General features: G+C 64.7%; 19 protein-coding genes and 3 pseudogenes. 11 read left to right on the forward strand and 11 right to left on the reverse strand.

What is annotated here, in order from left to right:
* The first annotated feature begins 39 nt into the window (after positions 1 to 39).
* From CCR97_RS15455 to CCR97_RS15465, 3 genes are all read left to right on the forward strand, one after another.
* On the forward strand, positions 40 to 3,387 hold the full coding sequence (locus tag CCR97_RS15455; RefSeq protein WP_111355349.1) for an NERD domain-containing protein: 3,348 nt from the start codon (positions 40 to 42) through the stop codon (positions 3,385 to 3,387).
* 1,272 nt (positions 3,388 to 4,659) lie between these two features.
* On the forward strand, positions 4,660 to 6,354 hold the full coding sequence (locus tag CCR97_RS15460) for a hypothetical protein (protein WP_146618635.1): 1,695 nt from the start codon (positions 4,660 to 4,662) through the stop codon (positions 6,352 to 6,354).
* Positions 6,351 to 7,022, forward strand: coding sequence for a hypothetical protein (locus CCR97_RS15465; protein ID WP_146618634.1), 672 nt, complete (start codon positions 6,351 to 6,353; stop codon positions 7,020 to 7,022). The genes CCR97_RS15460 and CCR97_RS15465 overlap by 4 nt, the downstream gene beginning before the upstream one ends.
* Positions 7,023 to 7,024: 2 nt before the next feature.
* On the opposite strand, the gene CCR97_RS15470 is transcribed toward CCR97_RS15465, so the two are convergent.
* The 5 genes from CCR97_RS15470 to CCR97_RS15490 form a co-directional block, all read right to left on the reverse strand.
* Positions 7,025 to 7,639 (reverse strand): hypothetical protein, encoded by a 615-nt coding sequence (locus CCR97_RS15470; RefSeq protein ID WP_146618633.1) that lies wholly within the window; start codon positions 7,637 to 7,639, stop codon positions 7,025 to 7,027.
* Positions 7,640 to 8,089: 450 nt separating this feature from the next.
* On the reverse strand, positions 8,090 to 8,443 hold the full coding sequence (locus CCR97_RS15475; RefSeq protein ID WP_111355348.1) for a helix-turn-helix domain-containing protein: 354 nt from the start codon (positions 8,441 to 8,443) through the stop codon (positions 8,090 to 8,092).
* On the reverse strand, positions 8,424 to 8,690 hold the full coding sequence (locus tag CCR97_RS15480) for a type II toxin-antitoxin system RelE/ParE family toxin (protein WP_111355367.1): 267 nt from the start codon (positions 8,688 to 8,690) through the stop codon (positions 8,424 to 8,426). The genes CCR97_RS15475 and CCR97_RS15480 overlap by 20 nt, the downstream gene beginning before the upstream one ends.
* A 32-nt stretch (positions 8,691 to 8,722) precedes the next feature.
* A complete protein-coding gene (locus CCR97_RS15485; RefSeq protein WP_111355347.1) occupies positions 8,723 to 9,559 on the reverse strand; it encodes a DUF72 domain-containing protein in 837 nt (278 codons plus the stop codon).
* A gap of 26 nt (positions 9,560 to 9,585) precedes the next feature.
* Entirely contained in the window at positions 9,586 to 11,217 is a 1,632-nt protein-coding gene (locus CCR97_RS15490) for a Na+/H+ antiporter (RefSeq protein ID WP_170145663.1), read from the reverse strand.
* Positions 11,218 to 11,467: 250 nt separating this feature from the next.
* Here CCR97_RS15490 and CCR97_RS15495 point away from each other — a divergent pair, with 250 nt between their 5' ends.
* On the forward strand, positions 11,468 to 11,827 hold the full coding sequence (locus tag CCR97_RS15495; protein ID WP_111355346.1) for an arsenate reductase: 360 nt from the start codon (positions 11,468 to 11,470) through the stop codon (positions 11,825 to 11,827).
* Positions 11,828 to 11,988: 161 nt separating this feature from the next.
* On the opposite strand, the gene CCR97_RS15500 is transcribed toward CCR97_RS15495, so the two are convergent.
* Together CCR97_RS15500 and CCR97_RS15505 are read right to left on the reverse strand one after the other, a co-directional pair.
* Positions 11,989 to 12,498, reverse strand: a complete 510-nt coding sequence (locus CCR97_RS15500; protein WP_111358431.1) for a YgjV family protein — start codon at positions 12,496 to 12,498, stop codon at positions 11,989 to 11,991.
* A gap of 266 nt (positions 12,499 to 12,764) precedes the next feature.
* Complete coding sequence (locus CCR97_RS15505; RefSeq protein ID WP_111358432.1) at positions 12,765 to 13,262, reverse strand: peptide deformylase; 498 nt, start codon at positions 13,260 to 13,262, stop codon at positions 12,765 to 12,767.
* Between the two features lie 186 nt (positions 13,263 to 13,448).
* Between CCR97_RS15505 and CCR97_RS15510 the strand changes: the two genes are divergently transcribed.
* On the forward strand, positions 13,449 to 15,179 hold the full coding sequence (locus CCR97_RS15510; RefSeq protein ID WP_111358433.1) for an alpha-amylase family protein: 1,731 nt from the start codon (positions 13,449 to 13,451) through the stop codon (positions 15,177 to 15,179).
* A 298-nt stretch (positions 15,180 to 15,477) separates the two neighbouring features.
* Entirely contained in the window at positions 15,478 to 15,702 is a 225-nt protein-coding gene (locus CCR97_RS15515; RefSeq protein ID WP_111358434.1) for a thioredoxin domain-containing protein, read from the forward strand.
* A gap of 439 nt (positions 15,703 to 16,141) precedes the next feature.
* Here the strand turns inward: CCR97_RS15515 and CCR97_RS15520 are convergent, their stop codons facing one another.
* Positions 16,142 to 17,824, reverse strand: a complete 1,683-nt coding sequence (locus CCR97_RS15520; protein ID WP_170145933.1) for a methyl-accepting chemotaxis protein — start codon at positions 17,822 to 17,824, stop codon at positions 16,142 to 16,144.
* A 325-nt stretch (positions 17,825 to 18,149) separates the two neighbouring features.
* Positions 18,150 to 18,425, reverse strand: a complete 276-nt coding sequence (locus CCR97_RS15525; protein WP_111358435.1) for a GNAT family N-acetyltransferase — start codon at positions 18,423 to 18,425, stop codon at positions 18,150 to 18,152.
* 250 nt (positions 18,426 to 18,675) lie between these two features.
* Between CCR97_RS15525 and CCR97_RS15530 the strand changes: the two genes are divergently transcribed.
* Positions 18,676 to 19,044 (forward strand): hypothetical protein, encoded by a 369-nt coding sequence (locus CCR97_RS15530; protein ID WP_111358439.1) that lies wholly within the window; start codon positions 18,676 to 18,678, stop codon positions 19,042 to 19,044.
* Positions 19,045 to 19,293: 249 nt separating this feature from the next.
* Here the strand turns inward: CCR97_RS15530 and CCR97_RS15535 are convergent, their stop codons facing one another.
* The gene (locus CCR97_RS15535) at positions 19,294 to 19,563 is read right to left on the reverse strand and encodes an MBL fold metallo-hydrolase (RefSeq protein ID WP_111358436.1); all 270 of its coding nucleotides are present in this window, start codon (positions 19,561 to 19,563) and stop codon (positions 19,294 to 19,296) included.
* A gap of 366 nt (positions 19,564 to 19,929) precedes the next feature.
* Between CCR97_RS15535 and CCR97_RS15540 the strand changes: the two genes are divergently transcribed.
* The 4 genes and pseudogenes from CCR97_RS15540 to CCR97_RS31730 form a co-directional block, all read left to right on the forward strand.
* The gene (locus CCR97_RS15540; RefSeq protein WP_274611526.1) at positions 19,930 to 20,910 is read left to right on the forward strand and encodes a septal ring lytic transglycosylase RlpA family protein; all 981 of its coding nucleotides are present in this window, start codon (positions 19,930 to 19,932) and stop codon (positions 20,908 to 20,910) included.
* Between the two features lie 134 nt (positions 20,911 to 21,044).
* Positions 21,045 to 22,289: a D-alanyl-D-alanine carboxypeptidase family protein gene (locus tag CCR97_RS15545; protein ID WP_201159625.1), complete on the forward strand. Its 1,245-nt coding sequence runs from the start codon at positions 21,045 to 21,047 to the stop codon at positions 22,287 to 22,289.
* Positions 22,290 to 22,324: 35 nt separating this feature from the next.
* A pseudogene (tmk, locus tag CCR97_RS15550) lies at positions 22,325 to 22,957 on the forward strand (dTMP kinase); the annotation flags it as partial.
* Between the two features lie 119 nt (positions 22,958 to 23,076).
* Positions 23,077 to 23,763, forward strand: a pseudogene (locus tag CCR97_RS31730) (DNA polymerase III subunit delta'); the annotation flags it as partial.
* A gap of 98 nt (positions 23,764 to 23,861) precedes the next feature.
* Here the strand turns inward: CCR97_RS31730 and CCR97_RS32095 are convergent.
* Positions 23,862 to 25,115 (reverse strand): annotated as a pseudogene (locus CCR97_RS32095) (S8 family peptidase); the annotation flags it as partial.
* Between the last annotated feature and the right edge of the window lie 83 nt (positions 25,116 to 25,198).

A 25,198-nucleotide genomic window follows, 5' to 3' on the forward strand; every position in this document is an offset into this window, starting at 1 on the left:
GGCCCTCGAAGACGTAGCCGACCTTCCACGGAGCCGCCGTTGGCCTCGGTAGAGATTTTCATTGGCGCGCCGATTGAGCATGCTTCCGAGCGGGCCACCCTGAAGCACGCCTATGAATTTCTGTCAGCGCATGGCATTCCAGCCATCATCTTTGCGAATGTGAATCTTGGCGACCGGCAGGTCGATCTCGTCATCGCGATTGACCGCGCCGCGCTGGTCACCGAGTCAAAAGGCTTCACTTCGGCCGTGCGCGGCGGCCAAAACGGCGATTGGGAAGCTCAACTTGCTTCCGGTGCCTGGAAAAAATTCGCAAATCCATATCTCCAGGCCATCGGCGAGAAGCTGGCGCTACGTGATGCGATGCGAAGCTTCGCCGGGGCCGACGTTCCTTATCCGAATGCGGCCCTGGTCTTCGCTCCAGCCGTTCCTCCGGGTTCGGCGATCCCACAGGGCGATTTCAAAGTTTCCATCGGCGGCCTCGCCGAGCTTTCGGCGTTTATCACATCGATGAAGCGCGACGGGTGGTCGTTGGATCAGTGGCGAGCCTTCGCAGCCCACCATCGCTTGCTCGCGGCACCGTCGATCGAGGCGGCTTTGAGCCCGCAATTGCTCGATGCCGAGCAGTTGCTCGACGCCTACGGTGAAGCATTCATCCGAACCTACGGCGCATCTGCGTCTGAGATGGTCCCCATGTCGTGCGTTTGCGAAAGCGAAGAGCTTTCGTCGGAGGTCGTGCTGGAACACTCCATGCAGGACGACAACGTATTGCTGATGGGACCCTCGGGATGCGGCAAGAGCTTGCTCTCCTACAGCATCGGGCTCGCCGGGTTGGCGCGCGGAAACGTGCCGATCGTCGTGCCGGCGAAGGATTTTGAAGGAAACTTGCGCGATGTGGTGAATCGTGAGGCCGCCTTGCTCGAGGCGAGGTCTGCTGCTGCGGTGATTTCCGCTGCGCGGCGGCTGAACCGCCGACTTATGCTTGTTGTGGACGGCTACAACGAATGCACGCCAGGGGAACGACAGCGCTTGACGCGAAGTATTGCTGCGGCCGTGAGGCGGTATGATGCGCGAGCCGTCATCTCCAGTAGGATGTCGCTTGAGCGCGGCGATCTTCTACCCGCACGCAGCTACGCAGTACGGATTCCCAACATCAAAACAAAACTGGCCATCGCGCAACGGGCGGCCGGCGGCGTTTCTGCCGAACCGTTTGCGGAGCTTCTCGGCACCGTCGGAAGCGGTCTTGAAGCGAAGATGATCGGGCAGTTGGGACAGCAGTTGCCGTCCGACACCAGCAAGTATGGTCTGTTCGACGCCTATGTGCGCGAACGGCTCGGCTCTGCCGCCTCCGATGGTATTCGCGCTCTATCCCGCATCGCTGGAATGATGACCGAGCGCATAAGTTTCGGCCTTTCGGTCCGCGAGCTAGATCGCCTGTCAGACCGCGAAGGGGTATCGGGCGCATTATTGCAGACGCTTGCAGACGCAAACATTCTGGGCAGGCGTGGTGACCGGGTGAGTTTCAGCCACGAAATGTTTCTCAACGTATTTGCGGCAGAAGCGATCATCCGGCGCGCGGGTGACGATCCTGAAGCTGTGGTGGCCGCGCTGCGGTTGCCGCAACATCTTGAGATGAGGCCTTTCGTACTGGGAGCGATCGATGATGACAGCTTCCGACGCCAGGTGTTGCCACATCTAACAGACGCGCGAGTAATGCAGGCCTGTCTGGCAGGCCAATGCGGACCTGATGCGCAGCGGTGGGCAAACGAGCGCTGCGACGAGATACTTGCGCGGGTCGGCCAGGAAATCGAGACCGTGCGCTTTGATGTTTCGGGTGAGTTCATGTGGCACGTGCAAGCAAAGCCGGAGACGGTTCAGCCATGGGTCGCGCAGGACCGTGCCATCCTTGCGGCCGTTCCGCACGAGTTGGTCGCAAACCGCCGCCTCGATCAATTGCTCGGTCTCATAGGGAAAATGGATGATCGGCTAGCCGAAGAGCACCGCAGATTGCTTGATCAAGCCAGGGAAAAGAAGCTTGGTCTGCGAACGGGCCTTTATGCGGTCTGCTACGCGGGCGTGGGGATGCGCGAAATTGGGCTGTCGTGCATTTGCGGCCCCATTTCGAGCGGCCACCTCTACAACGGACCAAAGGTCGTAGCGAATGCGAACCTGCGCGGGCGGTTGCAATCCGAAACCTTGAGTCCTGGCCAGATTGGTCTGCTGATCGAACTCGACAGGTATTCTGATCGTAACGCGCCCTCGATCGGAACGATCCTTCCCGGAATTCTCGTTCGCATTTGGCCGAGAGCCGCCCATCACCTGCGGCTCGGGCTGATGCATGCGGCGATGATGAGCGCTCACGCATTGGATGACGATGAGCGTCGCGCATTGATTGCCGCCATCGAGGCAACGTGCATGACCAATGGCGGCTTTGACGCCTGGGGGATGATCGACGCGCTCAAATCCCTCGGTGCGCTCGACGACGATCAGGAAGACCATGTCGCGATCGTTAGGGCAGAGATGAACGAGGTATTGGCCGACCGGGACAATCCTGATTCATGGAGGCGTGCGGCCGGCCTATGGAACGCGCAATTCGATCATCCCTATGATGGCGCGTATTGGGAAGGCTGGAACGGCCTTTCCGGCGACGACCGCAAGGCCTTGCAAGTCATGGCCGCGAAAAGCGTCGATCGCGACTCGATGTTCACCCCCTCCTTGATCGCGGAGGTCGCATCACATTCGGACCCGGCCGTCGGAGCAATCATCGAGCGCTGGACCGGATTGCCACCCAAGAAGGATGCATTCTTTCAGGACAGCATTCGCACATTCGAAATGGCTCACGCGGCGTTGGCGCGCCTGCGCTGCCCGTTGCTTGACCGTTCGGCCGAAGCGGTCTCTGCGGCGGACCATGCGCTGCTGGCTTGCGGCCGAATTCTCTACTGGCTGAATCGCGACGATCTTCCATTTTCGGAACGAAAGTCGAATTGTGCAGCCCCGCTCGCCATCCTGTCGCGCCATGAAACCGGTGTTGCGGCTGCCGTCGTTGGGGAATTCTTCAGGTCGGATCACATGTTCGCTGAAAGCGCACGGCGGCTTCAAGGTTCGGAGCCGGTGGTGACCTCTTTTGGACAATTCTTCCCTGATGAGGTCGCAGCGATTTACCGGGCGGCCCTTGAAAAGCCGACCCTTCAATCCGGCTATTTCGAATTCTTCCGCATCGAAGACGTGATCGAAAAGGCTCTTGTGAATGTGGGGCGGTTCGGTAGCGCGAGCGACATTTCACTGCTTCGAGCTTGGTCAATCCATCCTGATCTGGGGCGCTTTGCGATACAGGCCATCAGGGAGATTGAAGAAGCACCCGGCCGGATGAAGTTGCGTGCCAAGGGCTAGTCTAGATGGGGTGGTGCGCGGCATCCTTGATCAGGACTTGAAGGTTGACAAACCGGACATCGATGGGAGTCCAGAAATACAAGAGGCCGGGGTACACGATAGAGTGACGATGAGCATAGCGAGCACGACCGCGTTGTGCTACGAAATGCTGACGGTCTTTCCTTCTATCGGCGCGTAAGCGCGCCACATGGTCGATGGCGCGAAGAATCGACCGATCGTTGTCGATAGACGCTGAAACGTTGCTGAATTCGAATCGCGCGAATTTTCCTTGGAAATCATAAGCAAAAAATTTTGACGGCTCGTTGTTCGGACTTCGAGCATCGGCAGAAAAAATTTGCACTGAAAAATCAGCGCGTTACGGTGCATTGAGAGAATCGAGTGGGAGTGAGACCCAGAGTTCGCAAGGGAGCTGATACCAGCGTTAACGAACTCCAAGCTGCTGCGAGCGTTATGATTGCGGAAAACCGCCGTCGGGCAATCGCGGAGAGGGCGCCGGACCTCGTGTTCGCGCGCTTGACGTGTGTCAACAGCTGTGTTGTGAAATGCGTTACACTGCTGAGCGATCGATCGACGCGCTAAGTATTGGGCCTTGGTTATGGTAGCGACCGTTAAAGATATACTTGGGATTGCTCGTACGAAGAAGTACAGAGCAAAAAATAGTTATGCATTCACGGTATCAAGCAACGGATTCCATGGGACTTATGACCCTGTCCGACACGAGTTGTCGCGTAAAAGAAAGAAGAATTGGCGTTTGGCTCTCAGATTGAGCAAACTTAAGGCGAAGATTAAAGCAAAATAGATTCTCGCCTTCCAGGAGGCAGAGATTTGTTCAGAATAAGTGCTGGTGAATACTTTTTCATGCTGTCGTCTGTTGTCGGTGACGGCGAAGCTACTGACTTCGACCTTTCGATCCATGACGACCCAAATGATACACTTAAGATTTGGCGAGGGAGTTCACGGATCTCGCCGGCATGGCAATTAAGCTGCGCTAGTGGGCAAAAAGTCTCCTATGATTACAGCGGCACGAAGGATATACTTTTTCTAAGCGCAATCTCTCCTGGCAGATTGTATGGACTGCTCCAACACTCGACAGCAGCGAAACTTGCCCGGGGACAATTATGGTTAACAATAGGCGTCTACAATATTATAGTACTTTCCTCATACGACGACCTTACTCACGAAATAATCGATATCTGCCAGACTAATAGGATATCATGCGAGCAATGGTATGTTGCCTCCGCAGATATAAATGGAAAGTTTACGATTCAAGGAATGAATTTTTTCGATCCACCCAGTCTGGAGGTTGAAACAGAAACCGCCGAAGAATCGAACACTCAGTCGTCCAAGGCGATCGAAGCGATCAGCCAGAATGCCTTCCACGGTAAAACAAGAGACGTTGACTATTCCATCCTTGAACTGAAAACCCTGATGGCTGTTGCCAAAGGGCGATCAAGAACAAATTTCCCAGAACTAGCGAAAGACTGCGTCGAAATCGTGCGAACTGTCGAACTTTGTTTGCAAGATGAAAGTCAGTCTGGCGAGGAGGCGGGTCCGCAGCGACTGGACATGTTGCTTAGCCTTAATGCGGGGCTTTCTCGATTGGCCTCGCAGGCGTTTTCCGGCACCACTCCGATATCGAGAACAGAATGTCATTTCTGGCCACACTCCTTCCTCGGGATTGGAGTTGCTAATGTTGCCCTAAGGAATATTGCTAGCTTCATCACCGACATTGTTAAGCTTACCAAATATCAGCCTCGATACACAAAATTGCTAGAAAAGTCTAGTGGCGAATTTGTCAAAGATGTACTGGATGCAATAGAAGCAGAGCGAGACCCGAGCACGGCGAATCCTTTTTTTAGGCTCCCATGTGCATTGGATAACGTAATTCTCCCTCCGGAATGCGAGCCAAGCGATTCGTTTGCCCCGACTCCAATTACTTATTATAGCGGCCGAGATGGCTTCAGAAACAATCTTCTGACTACGAGCGCGCCATTGCTCAGCGTTAGTGGATGCAACAGCGTTCAATGGAACCTCGGCACCATAACGCATGAATTGAGCCACAGAGTGGTTGCAGGCAAATTGCAAGATGCGTATCAGGAAATTCTCGGTTGGGCCGAAGAGGCGTCTCGGTCGGATCGCGCCACACTAGAACTCAGTAAAGCAAGACTCTGCGTATTGCCATATTGCTCTCACGATAAAACTGATATCAAGAACATAAATGGGGTTGTAGTATACCTTTTAGCGAAAACATTACTTTGCTTTCACTCGCTAGAGTACGACAAGAAAGAGTGGGATAAAATGACAATTGCGAGTCTATTAGACTTCTATGAAAATGCCTGGAATACATATTCTGAAGAAATCGAAGAGCTTATGGTTCACTTGTTTGACTTTTATCACTTCTATGGCATGGATGCAGATATATACGTATCATATGTATGGAGGTCGTGGGCAGTTCAGCCGACGATTATGCAGAAGCTTGAGCCTTATGTGAAGCGAACATTCGTTGCGCTGGCAGCTAAGTACTATTCTTATCCAGATTGGATCGACAGAACCTTCATTGAGGTTCGTCGTATATTCAGCAAGGATCACGGTCCGAAGAAAGTGCCATTTATAGACGATGTAAATCAAATCATAACGGAAAACGAAGAGGAATTAAGGTCCTACCTGGAGATAACGAAGCACCTTATAGGACTATTTTTGGCCGTATTCCGCTCGGATGGTCTTCAGTATGCGGCGGCCAATGAGCCGCTACGGAATCCGGGGCGTTCCTCGCGTCAAAAGAACTACAGTGTTCCGCATTTGTATTTCCACTCGGGGCGCGAATCTATCTCTCAGCCTATTCTAGCGAACCCGTTAATATTTGTACGGGATTACTCGCAGCACGAATTCCCAAACTCTGCACAGTCGGCGTGGGTTCTTCATTTTCTCGCATTCCACTATACTGGCGGTGAGAAGGGCTATTCGTGAAGCAGTTGTTTGGATATATATTCGATTGGTGCGATCCGCGCACGGATGCGCCGCTGTTTCTCGATGCGCTCAAACAGGCTACCTTACGTGACATTAGACCGTATGGCAAACTGGACGGCAGTGGAGTGAGGCGATGGGAAGTTATGCATTTTTACTCCAATCGTCCGTTGTTGGGCGAAGAACCGGTCGCGTTTGACCCAGCGCCGAAATACCGTTATCGGTTGTATGTAAGAGTAAACTCAGTTACTGGAAGTGTGATACTTGCTGCGTCTCGGTATGCCATCACAGATGCTGCAGTTGAGATAATTAATCGCGCTTTAACGCCTGATTTGCGGCGGCGCGTTCTTAATATCAACGATATAGTGCAGCACTTATTCCGTCGGGACGTTCAAAAGTATTCTGTCACTTATTTGATGGCTGATGTTCCTGGGCATAAACCATTGGTCAATACAATTGCAATCCACGGTGACGATATCGGAACGTCGACATTTTTGCTGGATGAGCGAAAAAGCTTTACAGCTCGGCAAGTGGGCGTAAGGCCAATTCAGAACAAGCTGGAATGCTGTCGATTCGGCAATTCGGGGTCAATTCAGTTTTGGCTTGAGCAAAGCAATGCGCTTGAGAGATTTCTTGCGTACGCGTATGAAAATAAATACTATATCGCGTAAGCTCATTTTCCGGACGTATCTGTGTCGTCAAACCGAAGCACCGGATCCGGGTGCACTTCAGTAGATGCGGGAATGGTGCCAAGGTTGTTTCGCTTTAAATTGTACATTGGGTGATGATTCCCGTGTTTGTCAACAATGTCTTTTAGACGGGTGATTGTCTCTAAATGATCATTAAACTTTGTAAGGTGAACGCGAAAGTTTGCGCTGCAAACAACTTGGTTAGGCGTGCGGTTCATTCCAGAAAGCAATCTTGAGCAAACGTTGATTGCGTTGCCGGTGTACTTGGGTCCGAGTTCGCCTTGACGAATATCGATTGAGTCGTAATGAATGGCGCACCGAACCGGGGCGCGGTTCTCTTCTTTTAGCTTATTGTTTTCTCTGCCTAGTGACATAAAGAAATGTTCTAAAAAGTTCATGATGTGCTTGACTTCTCCAGTTAGAAGTAGATATCCGCCATCCCCGCCGTCAATCCAAATTTGGTTTGGAAGTAAAGAGAATTGCTTTAATGATGTGGCGAGTGTTCTATCAAGAAGATCTTGAGCGTGCACTTGCTCTTCTAGGCGCTTTTGAGAATAGGACATGACGTCAATTCCGATTACGTAATAATCTTGTGACACGATCGTCGCTCCTGCCGGAGTGTAATGGGTTAAATGCGTGACGTTATCTCATCAGACAAATGAATAGCATAGGTATTATCGGTTTGGCAAGCGGGTCGCATTGCGAGCGACTGTCGTATATTGCTGTTGACGGCTTGGTGTAGCGGTAGCAGGCACATTAGCAAGGGCAGCCCGGATCGAGCGAAGCGAAATCCGGGGCTTTTGGTTTCGGGGCTGGCCGCTGTCCCGGGTTTCGCTGCGCTCACCCCGGGCTACGAACTACGAACTGCGCTTGCCGCGTCTACGATCGTCCCCGCACGCGGTTGGTCACCGGGACGCCGGCAAAATCCTTTTCGTTGTCGGTGACCATGGTGCAGCCGTTGGCGTCGGCGATGGTGGCGACGATGGTATCGAGGACGCTGCGCGGGCGGCCTTCCGGCGGCCGTCGGCCATCAGCCCGTAGGGCGGATCTCACGCCGCCACCACCGAAATCCGCCCCGCGGCGCGGGACCGCGGCTTGGTCCGGATCACGATCTCCACGTCCTGGTCGAGTGCGGTGAGAAACGTCATCAGCCGTTCGACCGAGTAGCCGCCGAGCCGGTAGTTCGCCAGCGCCGAGATCTTCGGCTGGTTGATGCCCAGCTTCTCGGCGGCGGCGGCCTGGGTCAGGCGCTTGCGGGCGATCACCTGGTTGATCGCGTGCGCCAGCCGCAGCTTGGTCTGGCGCTCCTCGGCATCCTCGAAACCGAGGTCGGCGAACACGTTGCCGGTGCCGCGCGTGATCGTCGCATCGGCCTCGCGCTTTTCAGCTTTTCTTGGTGCCATGGCGAGCCTCGTGATCCTGCTGCGCGATCTTCAATCGACGTTCGACGAGATCGATGTCGACCTGCGCCGTCTTGATGCCTCTCGGCGATTTCTTCTGGAATGCGTGGAGAACGTAGACGACCTCCATGAACCGCACGGTGTAGACCGCCCGGTACGTGCCGCCGCGGAAATCCTCGACGACCTCGAACACGCCGGGGCCCTGGCCCTTCCAGGGCTTCGCCGACGGGTGCTCACCCGGCCGCGGCAGACCGGATCCGGGTCCGCTTCGCGTGTCCCGGGCTACGTTCTCACCCGCCGGATCAGATCCATGGCGGCGACGGGGTTCTTCTGCTTTGCGCCACTGATGACGTACAGAAACACCTCGCGCGGCGTGGCTTTCGCGGCGAGCGCCGCGCCGGCCTGCGGTGTGACGGTCGACAGTCCGGGCGCCCCCGCGCCCGCCGCCCAGGCCTTCGCTCGCTCCGCCCAGGCGTCCAGAGCGGCGGCAGAATAGCCGGCGGCCTCGGTCTCCTGCGTCCCCATGATGCGGGCATAGACGAAGTCGGCCGTCGGGTCGGCGATCTGCGGGTACTCGGAATCGCCGGCCACGACGATCGCCACGCCGTGCTGTCGGGCCAGCGCGACGAACTCCGGCACCGCGAAGCTTTCGTGCCGGGCCTCGATGGCGTGGCGGAGCGGCCGGCCGTCGAGGCGCTTCGGCAGCAGCTTTAGGAAAGCGTCGATGTCGTCGGGATCGAACTTTTTGGTCGGCGCGAGCTGCCAGTTCACCGGCCCGAGCTTTTCGCCGAGCGCCATGACCCCGCTCGAAAAGAACTTCTCGATCGACGGGCCGGCCTCGGCGAGCACGCGGCGGTTGGTGGCGAAGCGCGGGCCCTTCAGGGCGAAGACGAAGCCGTCCGGGGTCTCGTCGCGCCACTTGGCGAAGGTGTCGGGCGACTGCGAGCGGTAGAAGGTGCCGTTGATCTCGATCGAGGTCAGTCGCGCCGCCGCGAAGCCGAGCTCCTGCTTCTGCGGCAGTTTCTCGGGATAGAACGTGCCGCGCCACGGCTCGAACACCCAGCCGCCGATGCCGATCCGGATAGTGCCGGGCTGCGTCGCCTTCTTTCGTCCGCTCACCGTCGTCGCTCCCGCGTGAAAAGCCCTCACGCCTGATAACGCGCTTCGAGCAGATCGAACTCCTGCATCAGCCTGGTCGCGACGGCGCTGCCGATCCGGCGCTCGATCAGGAGGCGCAGCACCGCCTCGCGCGAGGCCCGCACGGCGGCGACCCGCATCACCCGCTCGATCGCCTCGTCCTCGCGCGCCCGCACCGGGTCGTCGCCCGAGCGGTTCTCGACCCGGGTGCGGTAGAGGTCCATCAGGCGCGAGGCGATCTCGACATAGCGGTCGGCGTCGGCGCGGCCTTCCGCCATCGCGTGCTGCACCTCCTCGATGCGGGCGATCGCGGCCTCGGCCGCCGCGATGCGGGCGAGGTCGTCCTCGGCGTCGGTCGAGGGCTCGGCCGGCAGGTCGAGCCCGCGCATCGCCAGCGGCAGTCCGACGGCGGCGATCAGGATCGAGACGATGATCACGCCCATGGCGAGGAAGATCGCGAGGTCGCGGGCCGGGAAGGGCTCGCCGACCGGCAGCGTCGGCGGCAGGGTCAGGACCGCGGCGAGCGTCACGGCGCCGCGCGGGCCGGCGCAGGCGGTGGCGATCGCCAGCCGCATCAGGCTCGGCGCCGGCAAGCCGAGCCGTCGCCAGGTGCGGAACCAGGTGATGCCCATCGAGACGCCGGCCCAGAGCAGCCGCAGGGCCGTCAGGCCGAGGGCGATCACCAGCACATAGCCTATCATCCAGAGCGGGTCCGACGTGCCGGTGAGGCCGGCGCTCTGCTGCGCCTTCGGCCAGATCGCCGGAAGCTGCTCGCCGAGCAGCACGAAGACGACGCCGTTGGCGGCGAACTGGATCATGTCCCACACGGCGCGCCGGCGCACCCGCGTGAGCGCCAGCGCCTGGCCGGTCGCCTCGACATAGCTCATGGTCACGCCGGCGCCGACCGCGGCGAGGATGCCGGAGCAGCCGGATTCTTCCGCCGTGAGATAGGCCGCGAACGGGATCAGCAGGCTCACCAGGATGTTGGAGCCCGAATCCTCGCCGAAGCGGCGGCCGACGATCTCCTTCAGCCGCAGGATCGCCAGCGCCACGCCGACCCCGACCGCGAGGCCGCCCGCCGCCACCCAGCCGAAGGTGAGCCCGGCGGCGAGCGGCGAGAAGGTGCCGGTCGCGACCGCCGCGACGGCGAAGCGGAAACAGACCAGGCCGGTCGCGTCGTTGAGCAGCGACTCGCCCTCCAGGATGTGCATCATCCGGCGCGGGATCGGCACCCGCCGGGCGATCGCCGAGACGGCGATCGGGTCGGTCGGCGACAGCACCGCGGCGAGCGCGAAGGCGACGCCGAGCGGCATCGCTGGGATCAGCCAGTGGATGAAGAAGCCCATCCCGACCACCGTGAAGGCGACGAGGCCGAGCGCCAGCTCAAGCACGGTGGCGCGGTCCTTGAACAGCTCGTCCTTGGGGATGCGCCAGCCGTCGAGAAACAGGAGCGGCGGCAGCAGCAAGAGGAAGAACAGCTCGGCGTCGAACTCGACCCGGATGTCGGAGAACAGGCCGATGGCGGCCCCGAAGGCGATCTGCACCAGCGGCCGCGGCACCGCGATCGGCAGCATGCGCGACGCGGAGCTCGACACGACGACGACGAGCAGCAGGATCAGGACGGTGGTGACGGCGGACACGCTGCTTCGATCCTCCGCGCGGCGGCGGTTCTTCGGGTGGGGCTCGCCGAGGGTGCGGCCGCATCGAGACCGGAACCGGCGCGAGCGTCAACGGTCTTGACCGCCGATCACGGCGACGACGAGGCTTTTCCGATCTTGCAATGTGCATGCCGCGCGGGAGGCGCCGGCCCCGCGTGGCGGCGGGCTTACCCGTCCGGCGCGAATCGGCCATGCACGCGAAATCGCGGTTCGGCGAGCGGGAGCGACGATCATGAGTGCCGAGAAGCCCGTCACCCTGTACGGCATCAAGGCTTGCGACACGATGAAGAAGGCGCGCGCCTGGCTCGACCAGCACGGCGTCGCCTACGCCTTCCACGACTACAAGAGCCGCGGGATCGACGAGGCGCGGCTCGCGCGCTGGGCCAAGAAGGTCGGCGTCGAGCGGCTCGTCAACAAGGCCGGCACGACGTTCAAGAAGCTGCCCGACGCCGACAAGGCGGCTCTGACCGAGGCGAAGGCGATCCACCTGATGCTGGCGCAGCCCTCGATGATCAAGCGCCCGGTGGTGGAGATCGGCGACACGGTCGTGGTCGGCTTCTCGCCCGAGATTTATGGGAAGACCTTCGGCTGAACAGAGGCGTCATCCCGGGGTGCGGACCGCAGGTCCGCGCGCCCGGGATCCATACACCCGGCGATAGTGGCTCACGAAAGACAGGGGGTATGGGTCTCGGGCTCGGCGCAAGTCCGCCGCCCCGCGACGACCCGAGCAATGCTACGCCGCGCGCCAACCCGTCAGGCCGCCTCGGCGGCGCGCCGCGCCCGCACCATCCGCACGATCGTCGACACCATGGCGAGCGCGATCGCGGTCTCCAGCAGGGTGCCGCCGATCGAGCCGGACAGCAGGTTGTTGGCGAGCCACATCAGGCAGCATCCGAGCATCACCAACCGCATCGGGATGCCGCGCAGCAGGAACATCGCCAGCGTGCCGAAGCTCGACGCGGCGACCGGCAGCCAGCCGGTCCAGTGCGTCACCACCTGCGAGCCGATCGCCACCAGGACCACCACCACGGCGACGGCGAGCAGCGGTGAGCGGGTGCGCAGCGCCAGGAACGACCGCACCGCCGAGACCGCAGCGGTCGCCGCCGCCGGGATGTTGCCCAGCATGAGGAAGTGCACCGCATAGGCGATGCACTGGGCGCCGTTGAACAGCTTCAGCGGACGGTCGCGCGTCTGCATGAAGGCGATCATGCCGAGCACGAAGGAGACGTAACCGGCGATCTGGGCCGGCGAGAGGAAGTCCATGTCGAAACCGTCCGCGAGCGCTCCGCGAACTTTCGCGGGTGCGACCGGACCATAGGCCGGCGCCGGGGTCGGTCAATGCGGGAGCGCGAATGGCAGGGTGGCGTGGACAGGCCGGGTTTCGGGTGCGCCGTCATCCCGGGGCGCGACCCGCAGGGGCGCGAGCCCGGGATCCATACCCCCGGTGCCGATGGCTCACGACACGCAGGGCGTGGATCCCGGGCTCGCTGCTCCGCAGCGCCCCGGGGACGACCACCTCACAGCCTCTCTCACCGCTTCTGCAGCTTCTCGTATTTCTTGACGACGCGCTCGCGCTTGAGGCGCGACAGGCGGTCGATCCAGAAGCAGCCGTCGAGCTGGTCGATCTCGTGCTGCAGGCACACGGCGAGCAGCCCGTCCGCCTCGCCCGTGTGGGTGAGCCCGTCGAGATCCTGCCAGCGCAGTCTTATGCGCGCCGGGCGCTCGATCTCCTCGCTCACCCCCGGCATCGAGACGCTGCCCTCCTGGTGCGGCGCGGTCTCGGGCGACGACCAGGTGATCACCGGGTTGACGAAGGTGCGGGCACCGTCGGCGAACGAGGTCTCGATCACCACGACGCGCTGCAGGACGCCGATATGCGGGCCCGTGATGCCGATGCCGGGCGCCGCCCGCATCGTGTCGAGCAAGTCGGCGGCGAGCGCGCCGAGATCGTCGTCGAACGCCTCGACCTCGGCCGCGGGCTCGCTCAGCCGGGGATCGGGAAACTTCACGATGGGACGCACCGGCACGGATCACCTCGGTGGGGGTGAGGAGGCGGATACAGAGGCGCGACTGTAGCGCCGGCGCCGGGCGGGGCGGAAGGCCCGTCGCGTCGGTCGGCGCCGCAGCGGAACCGGGTCTCGCGGCCCCCGTTACCAACCCGACCGTCATGGTCCCGATGTGACGCCAGCCGCAAGCGCCAGGAGCGGGCCCGCATGATCAGCGACCTCTGGTACAAGAACGCCGTGATCTACTGCCTCTCCGTCGAGACCTTCATGGACGCGAACGGCGACGGGGTGGGGGACTTCGAAGGGCTCTCGCGGCGGCTCGACTATCTGCACGGGCTCGGCGTCACGGCGGTGTGGCTGATGCCGTTCCAGGCGTCGCCGCAGCGCGACGACGGCTACGACGTGTCGGACTACTACGCGGTCGATCCCCGCTACGGCACGCTCGGCGACTTCGTCGCGTTCACCCATGCCGCCAAGCAGCGCGGCATGCGGGTGCTGATCGACCTCGTGGTCAATCACACCTCGATCGATCATCCGTGGTTCCAGGAGGCGCGGCGCGACCCGGGCTCGAAGTATCGCGACTGGTATGTCTGGTCGAAGAAGAAGCCGAAGAACGCCAACGAGGGGATGGTGTTTCCCGGCGTGCAGAAGACGACCTGGACGTATGACGACGTCGCCGGCGCCTACTACTTCCACCGCTTCTACGATCACCAGCCCGATCTCGACACGTCGAATCCGGCCGTGCAGGCCGAGATCCTGAAGATCATGGGCTTCTGGATTCAGCTCGGCGTCTCCGGGTTCCGAATGGATGCGGTGCCGTTCGTCATCGGCACCAAGGGTGCCGACGTGACGACGCCGACCGAGCAGTTCGAGATGCTGCGCACCTTCCGCGAGTTCATGCAGTGGCGGCAGGGCGACAGCATCGTGCTGGCCGAGGCCAACGTGCTGCCCGAGACCGACATGGACTATTTCGGCCGCGACGGCGACCGCATGCACATGATGTTCAACTTCCAGGTCAACCAGAACCTGTTCTACGCGCTGGCGAGCGCCGACACGGGGCCGCTGATCAAGGCCATGAAGGCGACCAAGCCGCGGCCCGCGACCGCGCAGTGGGGCCAGTTCCTGCGCAATCACGACGAGCTCGATCTCGGCCGGCTGGAGGAGGACCAGCGCCGGGCGGTGTTCGCCGCCTTCGGGCCCGAGACGCACATGCAGCTCTACGATCGCGGCATCCGCCGGCGGCTCGCGCCGATGCTGGGCGGCGATCAGCGCCGGCTCGAGCTCGCCTACAGCCTGCAGTTCACGCTGCCCGGCACCCCCGTCATCCGCTACGGCGACGAGATCGGCATGGGCGACGATCTCGACCTGCCGGAGCGCAACTGCGCCCGCACGCCGATGCAGTGGTCGGCCGAGCCGAACGGCGGCTTCACCAAGAGCGACAAGCCGGTGCTGCCGGTGATCTCGGGCGGTCCGTGGGGCTACGAGCACGTCAACGCGGCGACCCAGCGTCGCGATCCGGAATCGCTGCTCAACTGGACCGAGCGGATCATCCGCATGCGAAAGGAGGTGCCGGAGATCGGCTGGGGCGACTTCGCCGTGATCACGAGCCGCGATCCGGCCGTGCTGATCGTGCGCTACGACTGGCGCGACAACGCGGTGCTGTTCGTCCACAACTTCGCCGACACGCCGCGCGAGATCGCCTTCGCGACGGGTGTCCCGGGCGAGCACGGGCGCCGGCTCGTCGATCTGCTCGGCGACGATCACCTGGAGTGCGACGAGGACGGCAAGCACCGGCTGGTGGTCGAAGCCTACGGCTATCGCTGGTACAGGGTCGGCGGGCTCGACTATCTGCTCCGCCGCGACGAGATCGACCTCGCCGCCGTTCGGGTGTCGGGCGGCCGGTCGAAGGATCGGTCCGCCGGTCGCCGGTCCCGGTGAGGGCGTTCGCCGGCCATCACATCGCGGTCACGTCGGCGAGAGGCCCCGGCCGCGACACGCCCGTGCCCTCGTTCGGACGATCTTCCATAGAGGCGCCCGGCGACGCGCCGTGCGCCGGCGCGAAACCGCTGTCGCGGCGTGCACCTGCGGGTGGCGGCGTCGGCTGCTGCTTCGCCGTGCCGAGGCGGTGTCCTGCCACCCGCCGCCGCATCGCCCCGAAATGGTCACGCGGTTTTCGTCGGGCCTTCGCAAGCCGCCGGTAGGTGTGTCCCACTGAACTGAAGGAAGGACCCCCGCCATGGGACTGCTGATGATCCGCTGCCCCGAGACCGGACGCGCCGTGTCGACCGACATCACGGTCAGCCGCGAGGCCTTCGCGGCCATGCCGGTCTTCTTCAGCCGCAGCTTCTGTCCATATTGTCGGACCGCGCACGAATGGTTCGCGAAGGACGCCTGGGTGGCGGAGGCCGTCACCTCGAGCCGCGGCCCGGGTGATCAACGCGGCGATCGAAGGGTAGCGTGATGGCGTATAATCCAGTCATCGCAGGTATCAAGATCTGACAATTGCCCGCGGATGCATCCAGTCCACTTGTCGACAGGATAGTTTTACTGTCCTCGGACAATTTTCGGATTGGTGTCCGCAATACCCCTTCCGGAAAACCGCGGCTGTGCGATCCCGAGTCTGCAGCTAAGGTTCAACTCGACCCGCTGTCCGAACCGATCCGAGCCCGAGGCGACCGCCGCGGCGTTGCGGGTCAGCTCCGGGCGGCGGGGCCGAGGGGACTCTCTGCGGCCGTATGAGACCGGGACGGATGTGGCGTCGAAGCACGCGTGCCGCGACGGGCCTGTAGCGTCGAGTGGCCTCGTCACGCGGCACGCACTTCGTCAGCACACCGGCGCGTCGTCGCGCGCCCGCATCACGACCCTGGGTCGGGCCGCACGCACCTCATGCGGCCCGCACCTCATGCGGCCCGCACCGTCGCCAGAAACGTCTGCACCTCGTTGCGAAGCTGATTGCTCTCCATGGCGAGCTGACCGGCGGCGCTGAGCAGCTCGCTCGATGCGGCGCCGGTCTCTTCCGCACCGCGGCTGACCTCGGTGATGTGCTGCGCGACCTCGCCGGTGCCGTGCGCCGCCTGCTGGATGTTGCGCGAGATCTCCGCCGCGGCGGCGCCCTGCTGCTCGACGGCGGCTGCGATGGCGGCCGCGACCTCGGCGATCTGGCCGATGGTGCCCGAGATCTCCTTGATGGCCGAGACCGAATCCTGCGTCGCCGCCTGCATGGCCGTGATCTGCGCTGAAATCTCGCCGGTCGCCTTGGCGGTCTGGCCGGCCAGCGCCTTCACCTCGTTGGCGACGACCGCGAATCCCTTGCCGGCCTCGCCGGCACGCGCCGCCTCGATGGTGGCGTTGAGGGCGAGCAGATTGGTCTGCTCGGCGATATCGGTGATCAGCTTGACGACGTCACCGATGCGCTGCGCCGCGACCGACAGGACGCCGATCCGGTCGTCGGTCTTCGCCGCCTGGCTCACCGCCGCCTCGGCGATGCGGCTCGAGCTCTGCACTTGGCGCGAGATCTCGCCGATCGAGGCGGTCATCTCGTTGGTCGCCGCGGCGACCGCCTGGACGTTGCCCGACGCCTCGCCGGATGCCGCCGTGACGGTCGCCGATTTCTGCTGGGTGACGTCCGCCGTGCGGGTGAGCGTTGTCGCGGTCGCCTCGAGCTCGGTCGCCGAGGCCGAGACGGCCCCGATGATGCCGCCGACCGCCTGCTCGAAGTGATCGGCGAGCCGCACCATGTCGGCTTTTCGGGCGGCTACGGCGCGCGCCTCCGCGGCGTGCTGCTCGGCCTCGAGCCGCTCCCGCGCGACGGCGTGCTCCTTGAACACCTCGACGGCGCGGGCCATCAGGCCGATCTCGTCGCCGCGGTCGAGCGACGGCACCGCGACCGCATGGTCGCCCTTCTGCAGCCGCCCCATCACCCGGCTCAGCGCGACGAGCGGCCGGATCTGCGAGCGCAGCACGACGTAGAGCAGGCCGCCGATCACCGCCGCGGCGAGCAGCGCCTGCAGCGCGATGTTGCGGATCAGCACGTCGAGCATGCTGAGGAAGTCGCTCTTCTTCAGCCCGACGAACAGCACCCCGATGGTGGCGCCGGACGAATCCTTGATCGGGTCGTAGGCGGTGAAATAGGCCTCGCCGAGAATGTCGGCCTCGCCCCGGTAGGTCTGGCCGCGCACCAGCACGGCGTCGTGCGCCGCCCCGACCAGCCTGGTGCCGACGGCGCGGCCGCCGTCGGGCTTGCGCACATTGGTCGCGACGCGGGTGTCGCGCTTGAACACGGTCGCGACGCCGCCGACCAGCGTCTGCACGCGGTCGACCAGCTCGGTGTCGCCGTCGAGCGGGCGGCTGCCTGCCATCAGGCGATCGCCGTCCAGCCGCAGCGCGCCGGCCCCGCGCAAAAGCTCCCAGGCGACCCGCATGTTCGATTCCTGGCGAGCCTGCGCCTGGGCCTGCAACTCCGCCCCGACCTGATGCGAGACGACGAGGACGAGACCCGCGCAGAGCAGGCCGATGCCGGCGGCCGTGAGAAGCGCGATCTTGGTCGGCAACGAGATTCGGCTGAGGAACGAAAACGCTTTCACGGAATGCTCCAGGCGTGAAACTGGTAGGACGAGGGCGCCGGGAAACAGCGCAGGGTGCGGCGACGGGAGCCGGCTACGGTGAAGGACGGCGACTAATCCACTCTTGCTATGCCGTCGCGGTCGAAGGAGACTGTCGATCTCGCTACAATTCAGTAGAAGCCCTAGCCGTTAAGGGCGCCTGAACGGGCGCGCCGGCCGGTCACGAGCTCACGGCTCGCCACCCATGCAAATATTCAGGCTTGTCACGCCGTCCTGGTGGTTTCTTTCCGCGCAACAACGTGAAGCCGTGCGCCCGCCCGGACCGAGCTCGAGGGTCCGGATGTGTTCAGTCCGCCGCGTCGCCCGCCTCCGGATGCCGGTCCAGGTAGTCCGCCACGAAGGAGCACTGCGGCACGATCCGCAGCCCGCGCGTCCGGGCGGCGTCGAGTGCGCCGGCGATCAGGCGCGTGGCGATCCCCTGGCCGCGCAACCGCCACGGCACCTCGGTGTGCGTGAAGATCATGGCACCGTCGGCGATCCGGTAATGCGCGACGGCCAAGGCGTCGCCGTCGCCCAGCTCGAAGCGGGCGAGGGCAGGGTTGTCGCGAACCGAGTCGGTCATGGGCGTATCGTGTCCGGGGGGCGGGGCGAGCGACGGCATTATCGCGGCCGCTGCTTCCGTTCGTCCAACTGAAACTATCTGACCTCGGATGTTTGTTCCGATCCCTCCGACTGAAGCTTCCGCCACCCAAGACGGTTAGCTGGTGCTATTGTACTGCAAGGTAGAAGATTGAGGAGAGCGCAGCTAATCGGTTGGCCGAGTTCAATGATGGCGTTATCGTGGCGTCGGAAAATTCGTTGTGGGGGCGAACGTGCGGGTATGGGTCTTGTTGATTGCGGTTCTCGCCAGCGGTTGTGCGACAAAGTCGGACGAGGTCGCGGCGACGTATGTCTCTCCCTATCAATTCGAAAACATGACCTGTCCTCAGATCGCCGAAGAAAGTCAGAGGATCGCACAGCGGGCGAACGAACTCGCTGGTGTTCAGGACAGCAAGCGCACCAAGGACACGGTCGCGACGACGGTCGCCGTCGTCGTCTTCTGGCCGGCCGCTTTTCTTGTCGGCGGCGATGATCGCAACACCGCTGAACTCGCACGTCTGCGAGGGGAGATGCAGGCGCTCGAGCAGGTCGCCATCCGGAAGCGCTGCAATATTCAGTTTCAGCGCCCAAGCGCCGGGTGAACGCGCCAGAGGCTCGGCGTACCGGAGCCGTTCGCCGAATCCATTCGTCCGATCGGCCGGATTTATTTGCCTGTCTGCAACGAAAAAAAGGGCGGTCCGTGAGGACCGCCCAATTCCGTCGCGCCACTCACCCCCGTGAAGCGGCGCCAACGGTGTCTTTATACGCCGGCCCCGGGGTCTCAATCTTTGATCCAGATCAGGGCAATGCAGAATCTTGTGCTGCGCTGCCGAAGCGGCCGGAGGCGTCGTTCAGCGGCGGTTGAACCAGGCCCGGATCGCCTGCATGCGGTCGATCGAGGTGTCGCGCTCCGTCTGCTGCTCGCAGGCCGCGACGCCGCGGTCGCGGACCTCGCCGTTGCGGTTGTCGAAGCCGAGGCGCTGGCACTGCTTGGTGGCGTCGGGTGCGAGGCGAATCGTGCCCTCGGGGCCGATCCGGGCCGGGGCGGCACCCGTGCTGCGGGGCAACAGTGCGCTGCCGATCCCGATGCCGGTTCCGATCAGCACGACGCCCGCCGTCACGGCGACGACGGTCCTCAGCTTGAAACCCGCAAGGCGGGGAAGGCGAGTTCGGGCAGGGCGCATGGCGGTTGACCGTTCTGGTCGTGCGATGCGCGAGGCTAACCCACCGGCGGTTAACACCTCATTCCGGTTGTGACCCGGATGCCGGACATTCCGGCGGCCGTCTTCTTTCCGGCTCATTTACCTTGAAAAACTGTTGTCGTTCCGCGCGCCGTGGCATCGCTGTAACGTGCGGACAGGACTGTCCGCGACTCGTCGAGGCGCGGCGGGCCGGGCGTGGGCGACCGCCGACCTGTTCCGGGGGGAACGGGCGGAGCAACGGCGTCGACGCATGTGGCGGACGGCAGGAGGGGGGATCCTCGTCGGATGATCCGGGGGGAGATGCGGGGACCGTGGGCCCGGCTGGCGCGCGTCGGCGCGGCCGCTGGCGCGAGCATGCTGCTGGCCCAGTGCACGGCCGGCAATGGCGGCCTGTTTCCACAGATCGATCCGCGTTACGGCGTGGCGGCGAGCCCGCGCGTCGTCGAGCCCGGCCAGCCCATCCCGAAGGGCGGCGGCGGCTATCGCATCGGCAAGCCCTACGTGGTGGGCGGCCGCATGTACGTGCCCGAGGAGGACGTGAACTACCGGGCCGAGGGCCTCGCCTCCTGGTACGGCAACGATTTCCACGGGCGGCTCACCGCCAATGGCGAGGTCTACGACATGCACAGCATGTCGGCCGCCCATCCGACCCTGCCGATGCCGAGCTACGTGCGGGTCACCAATCTCGGCAACAGCCGCTCCATGATCCTGCGGGTCAACGACCGCGGGCCGTTCCACCAGGGCCGGCTGATCGACGTGTCGATCAAGGCCGCCGACATGCTCGGCTTCCAGAAGAACGGGACGGCGAAGGTGCGGGTCGAGTATGTCGGCCGCGCCCCGCTCGAAGGCTCCGACGACGGGATCCTGATGGCGACGCTGCGCGAGGGCACGCCGGCGCCGCCGCCGTCGCTCGTGATGGTCGCGGCCACCCGGCCCTTCGTCCCGGCGTTGCGGGGCGTCGGGGCGGCTCCGCCGCCGCCGCGCTCCGGCGTGCCGATGCCGCCCGAGCGGCCGTTCAGCCTCGGCCTCGACGACCAGCCGGCGCCGTCGTCGCGCGGCTACGGTCGCAGTTCGCAGCGCGCGCCTGCCGCCGACGAGAAGCCGCCCGTGCTGGCGGCCGGGCGCGATCCCAAGCCGGTGCGCGTGACCACGGTGCGCACCGTCCCGGTCGCTACACCGACCCGCCCGGCGCCGGCGCTCGCCGCCGTCGAATCGCGCTCCGGCGGCGCGCCGGCCGCCGTGATGACCGGCCGCGGGCTCTACTAGTCCGCGAACATGCCGTCGCAACGTTCTAGCCAAGCTCAATTTTTCGCGTTCTGGCCCTGACCGGCATTGTTCCGGCCGCCGGGTCGCGTCATTGTTCCGGCCAACTCTTCCCGGATGCGATGGCGATGGTTGCGATGCTTCGACGGCTCTGGACGGCGCGGGCGTGGACGCGGCGCCCCGGCACGCGCGTGTTCGCCGCACTCGTTCTGACCTTCGCCCTGGCGGCGGCGGCCACGGCCGCCAACAACTCGGTCACCGGGCAGAAGAAGGAGGAGGGTGGTTTCCAGACCGCTGCCCCCTACGCCATCCTGATCGACGCCGAGACCGGCACGGTCCTCTACGAGAAGGCGGCCGACACGCCGACGGCGCCGTCGAGCCTGCTCAAGCTGATGACCGCCGAGGTCGTCTTCAACGAGATCAAGGCGGGCCGCGTCACCCTCGACCAGGAGTTCCAGGTCAGCGAGGACGCCTGGCGGCGCGGCGGCGCCCCCTCGCACACGTCGTCGATGTTCGCGCCGATCCACAGCCGGGTGCGGGTCGAGGATCTGCTGCGCGGCCTGATCATCCAGTCCGGCAACGACGCGGCGATCGCGCTCGCGGAAGGGATCGCCGGCAACGAGCGCAGCTTCGGCGAGATGGCGACCCGGCGGGCGCGCGAGATCGGCCTGACGCGCTCGACCTTCGGCAACGCCACCGGGCTGCCGGATCCGGCCAACCAGGTGACCATGCGCGAACTCGCCAAGCTCGCCCAGCACATCATCAGGACCTATCCGGAGTTCTATTCGATCTACGGCGAGCGCGAGTTCACCTGGAACAAGATCCGCCAGCTGAACCGCAACCCGCTGCTGCCGCTCAACATCGGCGCCGACGGGATGAAGACCGGCTTCACGGCGGACGGCGGCTACGGCTTGGTCGGCTCGGCCGTGCAGAACGGCCTGCGGCTGATCGTGGCGATCAACGGGCTGAAGACCGCCAAGGACCGCGCCGACGAGGGCAAGCGCCTGCTCGACTGGGGCTTCTCCGGTTTCGAGGCGCGCCCGCTGTTCGCCGACGGCCAGGTGATCGGCGACGCCAAGGTGTTCGGCGGGGCGCAGGGCAGCGTGCCGCTCATCGCCGACAAGGCCGTCTCGGTGCTGGTGCCGAAGAACACGACCGACCGCATCTCGGCCCGGATCGTCTATACGGGGCCTGTGCGGGCGCCCGTCGCGGAGGGCCAGAGGATCGGCCGGCTGCGGGTCATCCGGGGCGACAATGTCACGCTCGAAGTGCCTCTGAAGGCGTCCGAAAGCGTCGAGGTCGGCAATCTGCCGCAGCGCGCCGTCGACGTCGTTACCGAGGTGGTCATCGGCTGGCTCAAGGCCGGTTTCTCGCGGATCTGATCGGCGGAGCCGGACGCCGGCCAACAGGATGTGAGATGCGCGGAAAGTTCATCACGTTCGAGGGCGGGGAGGGGTTGGGAAAGTCGACCCAGGCGGCGCTGCTCGTCACCCGGCTGCGGCGGCTCGGCATCGCCGTGGTGCAGACCCGCGAGCCCGGCGGCTCGCCCGGGGCCGAGGCGGTGCGCCACGTGCTGCTCAGCGGCGCCGCCAAGCCGCTCGGCGCCGAGACCGAGGCGATGCTGTTCGCCGCCGCCCGGGCCGATCATCTGGAGAGGACCATCCGGCCGGCGCTGGCGCGCGGCGCCTGGGTGGTGTGCGACCGCTTCGCCGATTCGACCCGCGTCTATCAGGGCGCGGTCGGCAAGGTCGACCCGGCCGTGATCCGGGCGCTGGAGCGCGTCACGGTCGGCGACACGGTGCCGGACCTGACCCTCGTGCTCGATCTGCCGGCCGAGGCCGGGCTCGCCCGCGCCGCCGGCCGGCGCGAGGGCGCCGACGCCGACCGGTTCGAGGCCGAGGACGTGTCGTTCCACGCCCGGCTGCGCGATGCCTATCGGGCGATCGCCGCCGCCGAGCCGGAGCGCTGCGCCGTCATCGACGCGAGCCCGGCGCCGCAGCGCATCTCCGACGAGGTGTGGACAGTGGTGTGCGCGCGGCTCGGGGCCGCCCAGGTGCACACCCCCGGGGTCGACGCCGACGAGGGCGACACCGGCACGAGCAACGCCGGCACGATCGATCCCGAGTCGGGCGGTGCGTCGCGCCGGGCTGCCCTCGACGCGGCCGTGCCGTGAGCAAGGCGCCGCGTGCCGCGCGCGAGGAGAGGCTGGTTCCGCATCCGCGCGAGACCCTGGACCTCGTCGGCCATGCCGCCGCCGAGCAGACCCTGCTCGCCGCCTACAAGTCCGGCCGGGTGCCGCATGCCTGGCTGATCGGCGGGCCGGCTGGCATCGGCAAGGCGACGCTCGTCTACCGCTTCGCCCGCTTCGTCCTCGCCCATCCGGATCCGGCGTCGCCCGCCGTGCAGGCTGCGACCTCGCTGGCGCTGCCGTCCGACCATCCGGTCGTGCGGCGGGTGGCGGCCGACACCGAGGGGGCATTGCTCGCGCTGGAGCGGACGCCCGGCGAGAAGAGCGAGACGGTGCGCACCGTCATCACGGTCGACCAGGTGCGCGAGACGGTCGGCTTCTTCGGCGCCACGGCGACGGGCGGCGGCTGGCGCATCTGCGTCGTCGACGCCGCCGAGGAGCTGAAATACCCCGAAGGCGCCAATGCGCTGCTGAAGATCCTCGAGGAGCCGCCGCGGCGCGCGCTGCTCCTCCTGGTGAGCCACTCGCCCGGCCGGCTGCTGCCGACCATCCGGTCGCGCTGCCGCATGCTGGCGCTGCGACCGCTGTCGGCGCCCGAGGTCGCGGCGGCGGCCGCCGCGGCCGGGGTCTTCGGCTTGGCCGGCGTGCCGGAGGCGACGGCCGGCTCCTCCGGCATCTCCGGCTCGTAGGTGAGCGCCTTCACCGGATCGACGAGGCCGGCGCCGGTCTCGGTCTCGCTGGTGCCGGTGATCGGCGCGGCGCTGCCGACCAGGATCGCGCGCACCTCGTCCGGCGTCAGGTCCGGCCGCTTCTCCAGCACCAGCGCGACGACGCCGCTGACATGGGCGGCGGCGATCGAGGTGCCGGTGGTGAGCTGATAGGCGCCGCCGGGGGCCGGGGCGAGGATGTCGACGCCGGGCGCCGCGACGGCGAGGTGCTTGCCGCGATTCGCCTGGGGGAGCGGGGCGTCGCCCCGGTCAGTCGCCGTCACGGCGATCACGTTCGGATCGGCGGCCGGATAGAGGGGCGGCGAGGTCGGCCCGGCATTGCCGGCGGCGGCGACCAGCACGATGCCCTTGTCGTAGGCCTCCTGCAGCTTGCGCGCGATCATCACGTCGTGCGGACCGGCGAAGCTCATGTTGATGACCCGCACGCCGCGCCGCATCGCGTGGTCGATCCCCTTCAGGATCTGGAACGTGGTCGCCTCCGGGGCGGTGCTGCGCTCGTCGAACGCCTTCACGGCGACGATCGAGGCGTCGGGCGCGATCCCACGCAGCCGATACCGCGCCAAAATGGCGCCGGCCATGCCGGTGCCGTGCAGATGCGGTTTCGCCGTCGTGCCGCTCGGATCGAAGCGCTCGGTGACGGCGCCGTGCATGTCCGGGTGACGGGCGTCGACGTCGGAGTCGATCACGGCGATCGCGACGTTGCGGCCGCGCGCCTGCGCATGCGCCTCCACGAGCTTGAGCTTCTCGATGACGTACTGGCCGGGATCGCCGGGCGGCAGCGGCTGCTCGGCCGCCGCGGCGGCGGCCGGCTCCGGCGCGGCGGGCGTGGCCGGAGAGACCGGCGTCGCCGGCGCGATGGGGACGGCGGGCGTGGCCGGCACGGCCGGTGAAACAACCGGCACGGCCGGCTGAACCGCCGGCGCGGCGTCCGCCTGGTGGAGGCGATAGACATAGTTCGGCTGCGCGGCGGCGACGACCTGCTCGCGCTCGAGATTGCGGATCACGTCGCGGACGTCGCGGCCGTCGGCGGTGCGGAAGTGGTAGAGCGTGCGGCCCGTCCCGGCGAAGCCGTGCGACGCCACCATGGTGATGCCGTGCTTGCGGGCGGCCGACTCGATCTGGGCGCGCGGCACCGTGTCGGCGACCTGGACGACGACCTCGCGCGGGATGAAGCGGGTCTCGTCCTGCGGCGGCAGGCCCGAATGGAGGCGCTCGTGCGCGGTGCGGCCGATGCCGAATCCCGGCGGCGGCCCGACCGGCCGCGGCGGCGGCACGTAGAAGCGATGCCGCATGCCGGCCCAGGCGGCGGCCGCCGGCGAGCGGAAGCCGCCATAGGGGCCGACACCCGGACATGCACGGCGCCGTCACCGAGCGC

The organism is Rhodoplanes elegans (assembly GCF_016653355.1).
GTDB classification, from domain to species: Bacteria; Pseudomonadota; Alphaproteobacteria; order Rhizobiales; family Xanthobacteraceae; genus Rhodoplanes; species Rhodoplanes elegans.

Bases quoted from the DNA above. Each gene is read 5' to 3' on its own strand.
- CCR97_RS15460 (WP_146618635.1), top strand. From the start codon at position 4,660: ATGAATTTTTTCGATCCACCCAGTCTGGAGGTTGAAACAGAAACCGCC.
- CCR97_RS15475 (WP_111355348.1), bottom strand. From the start codon at position 8,443: ATGGCACCAAGAAAAGCTGAAAAGCGCGAGGCCGATGCGACGATCACG.
- CCR97_RS15495 (WP_111355346.1), top strand. From the start codon at position 11,468: ATGAGTGCCGAGAAGCCCGTCACCCTGTACGGCATCAAGGCTTGCGAC.
- CCR97_RS15500 (WP_111358431.1), bottom strand. From the start codon at position 12,498: ATGGACTTCCTCTCGCCGGCCCAGATCGCCGGTTACGTCTCCTTCGTG.
- CCR97_RS15510 (WP_111358433.1), top strand. From the start codon at position 13,449: ATGATCAGCGACCTCTGGTACAAGAACGCCGTGATCTACTGCCTCTCC.
- CCR97_RS15515 (WP_111358434.1), top strand. From the start codon at position 15,478: ATGGGACTGCTGATGATCCGCTGCCCCGAGACCGGACGCGCCGTGTCG.
- CCR97_RS15525 (WP_111358435.1), bottom strand. From the start codon at position 18,425: ATGACCGACTCGGTTCGCGACAACCCTGCCCTCGCCCGCTTCGAGCTG.
- CCR97_RS15540 (WP_274611526.1), top strand. From the start codon at position 19,930: ATGATCCGGGGGGAGATGCGGGGACCGTGGGCCCGGCTGGCGCGCGTC.
- CCR97_RS15545 (WP_201159625.1), top strand. From the start codon at position 21,045: ATGCTTCGACGGCTCTGGACGGCGCGGGCGTGGACGCGGCGCCCCGGC.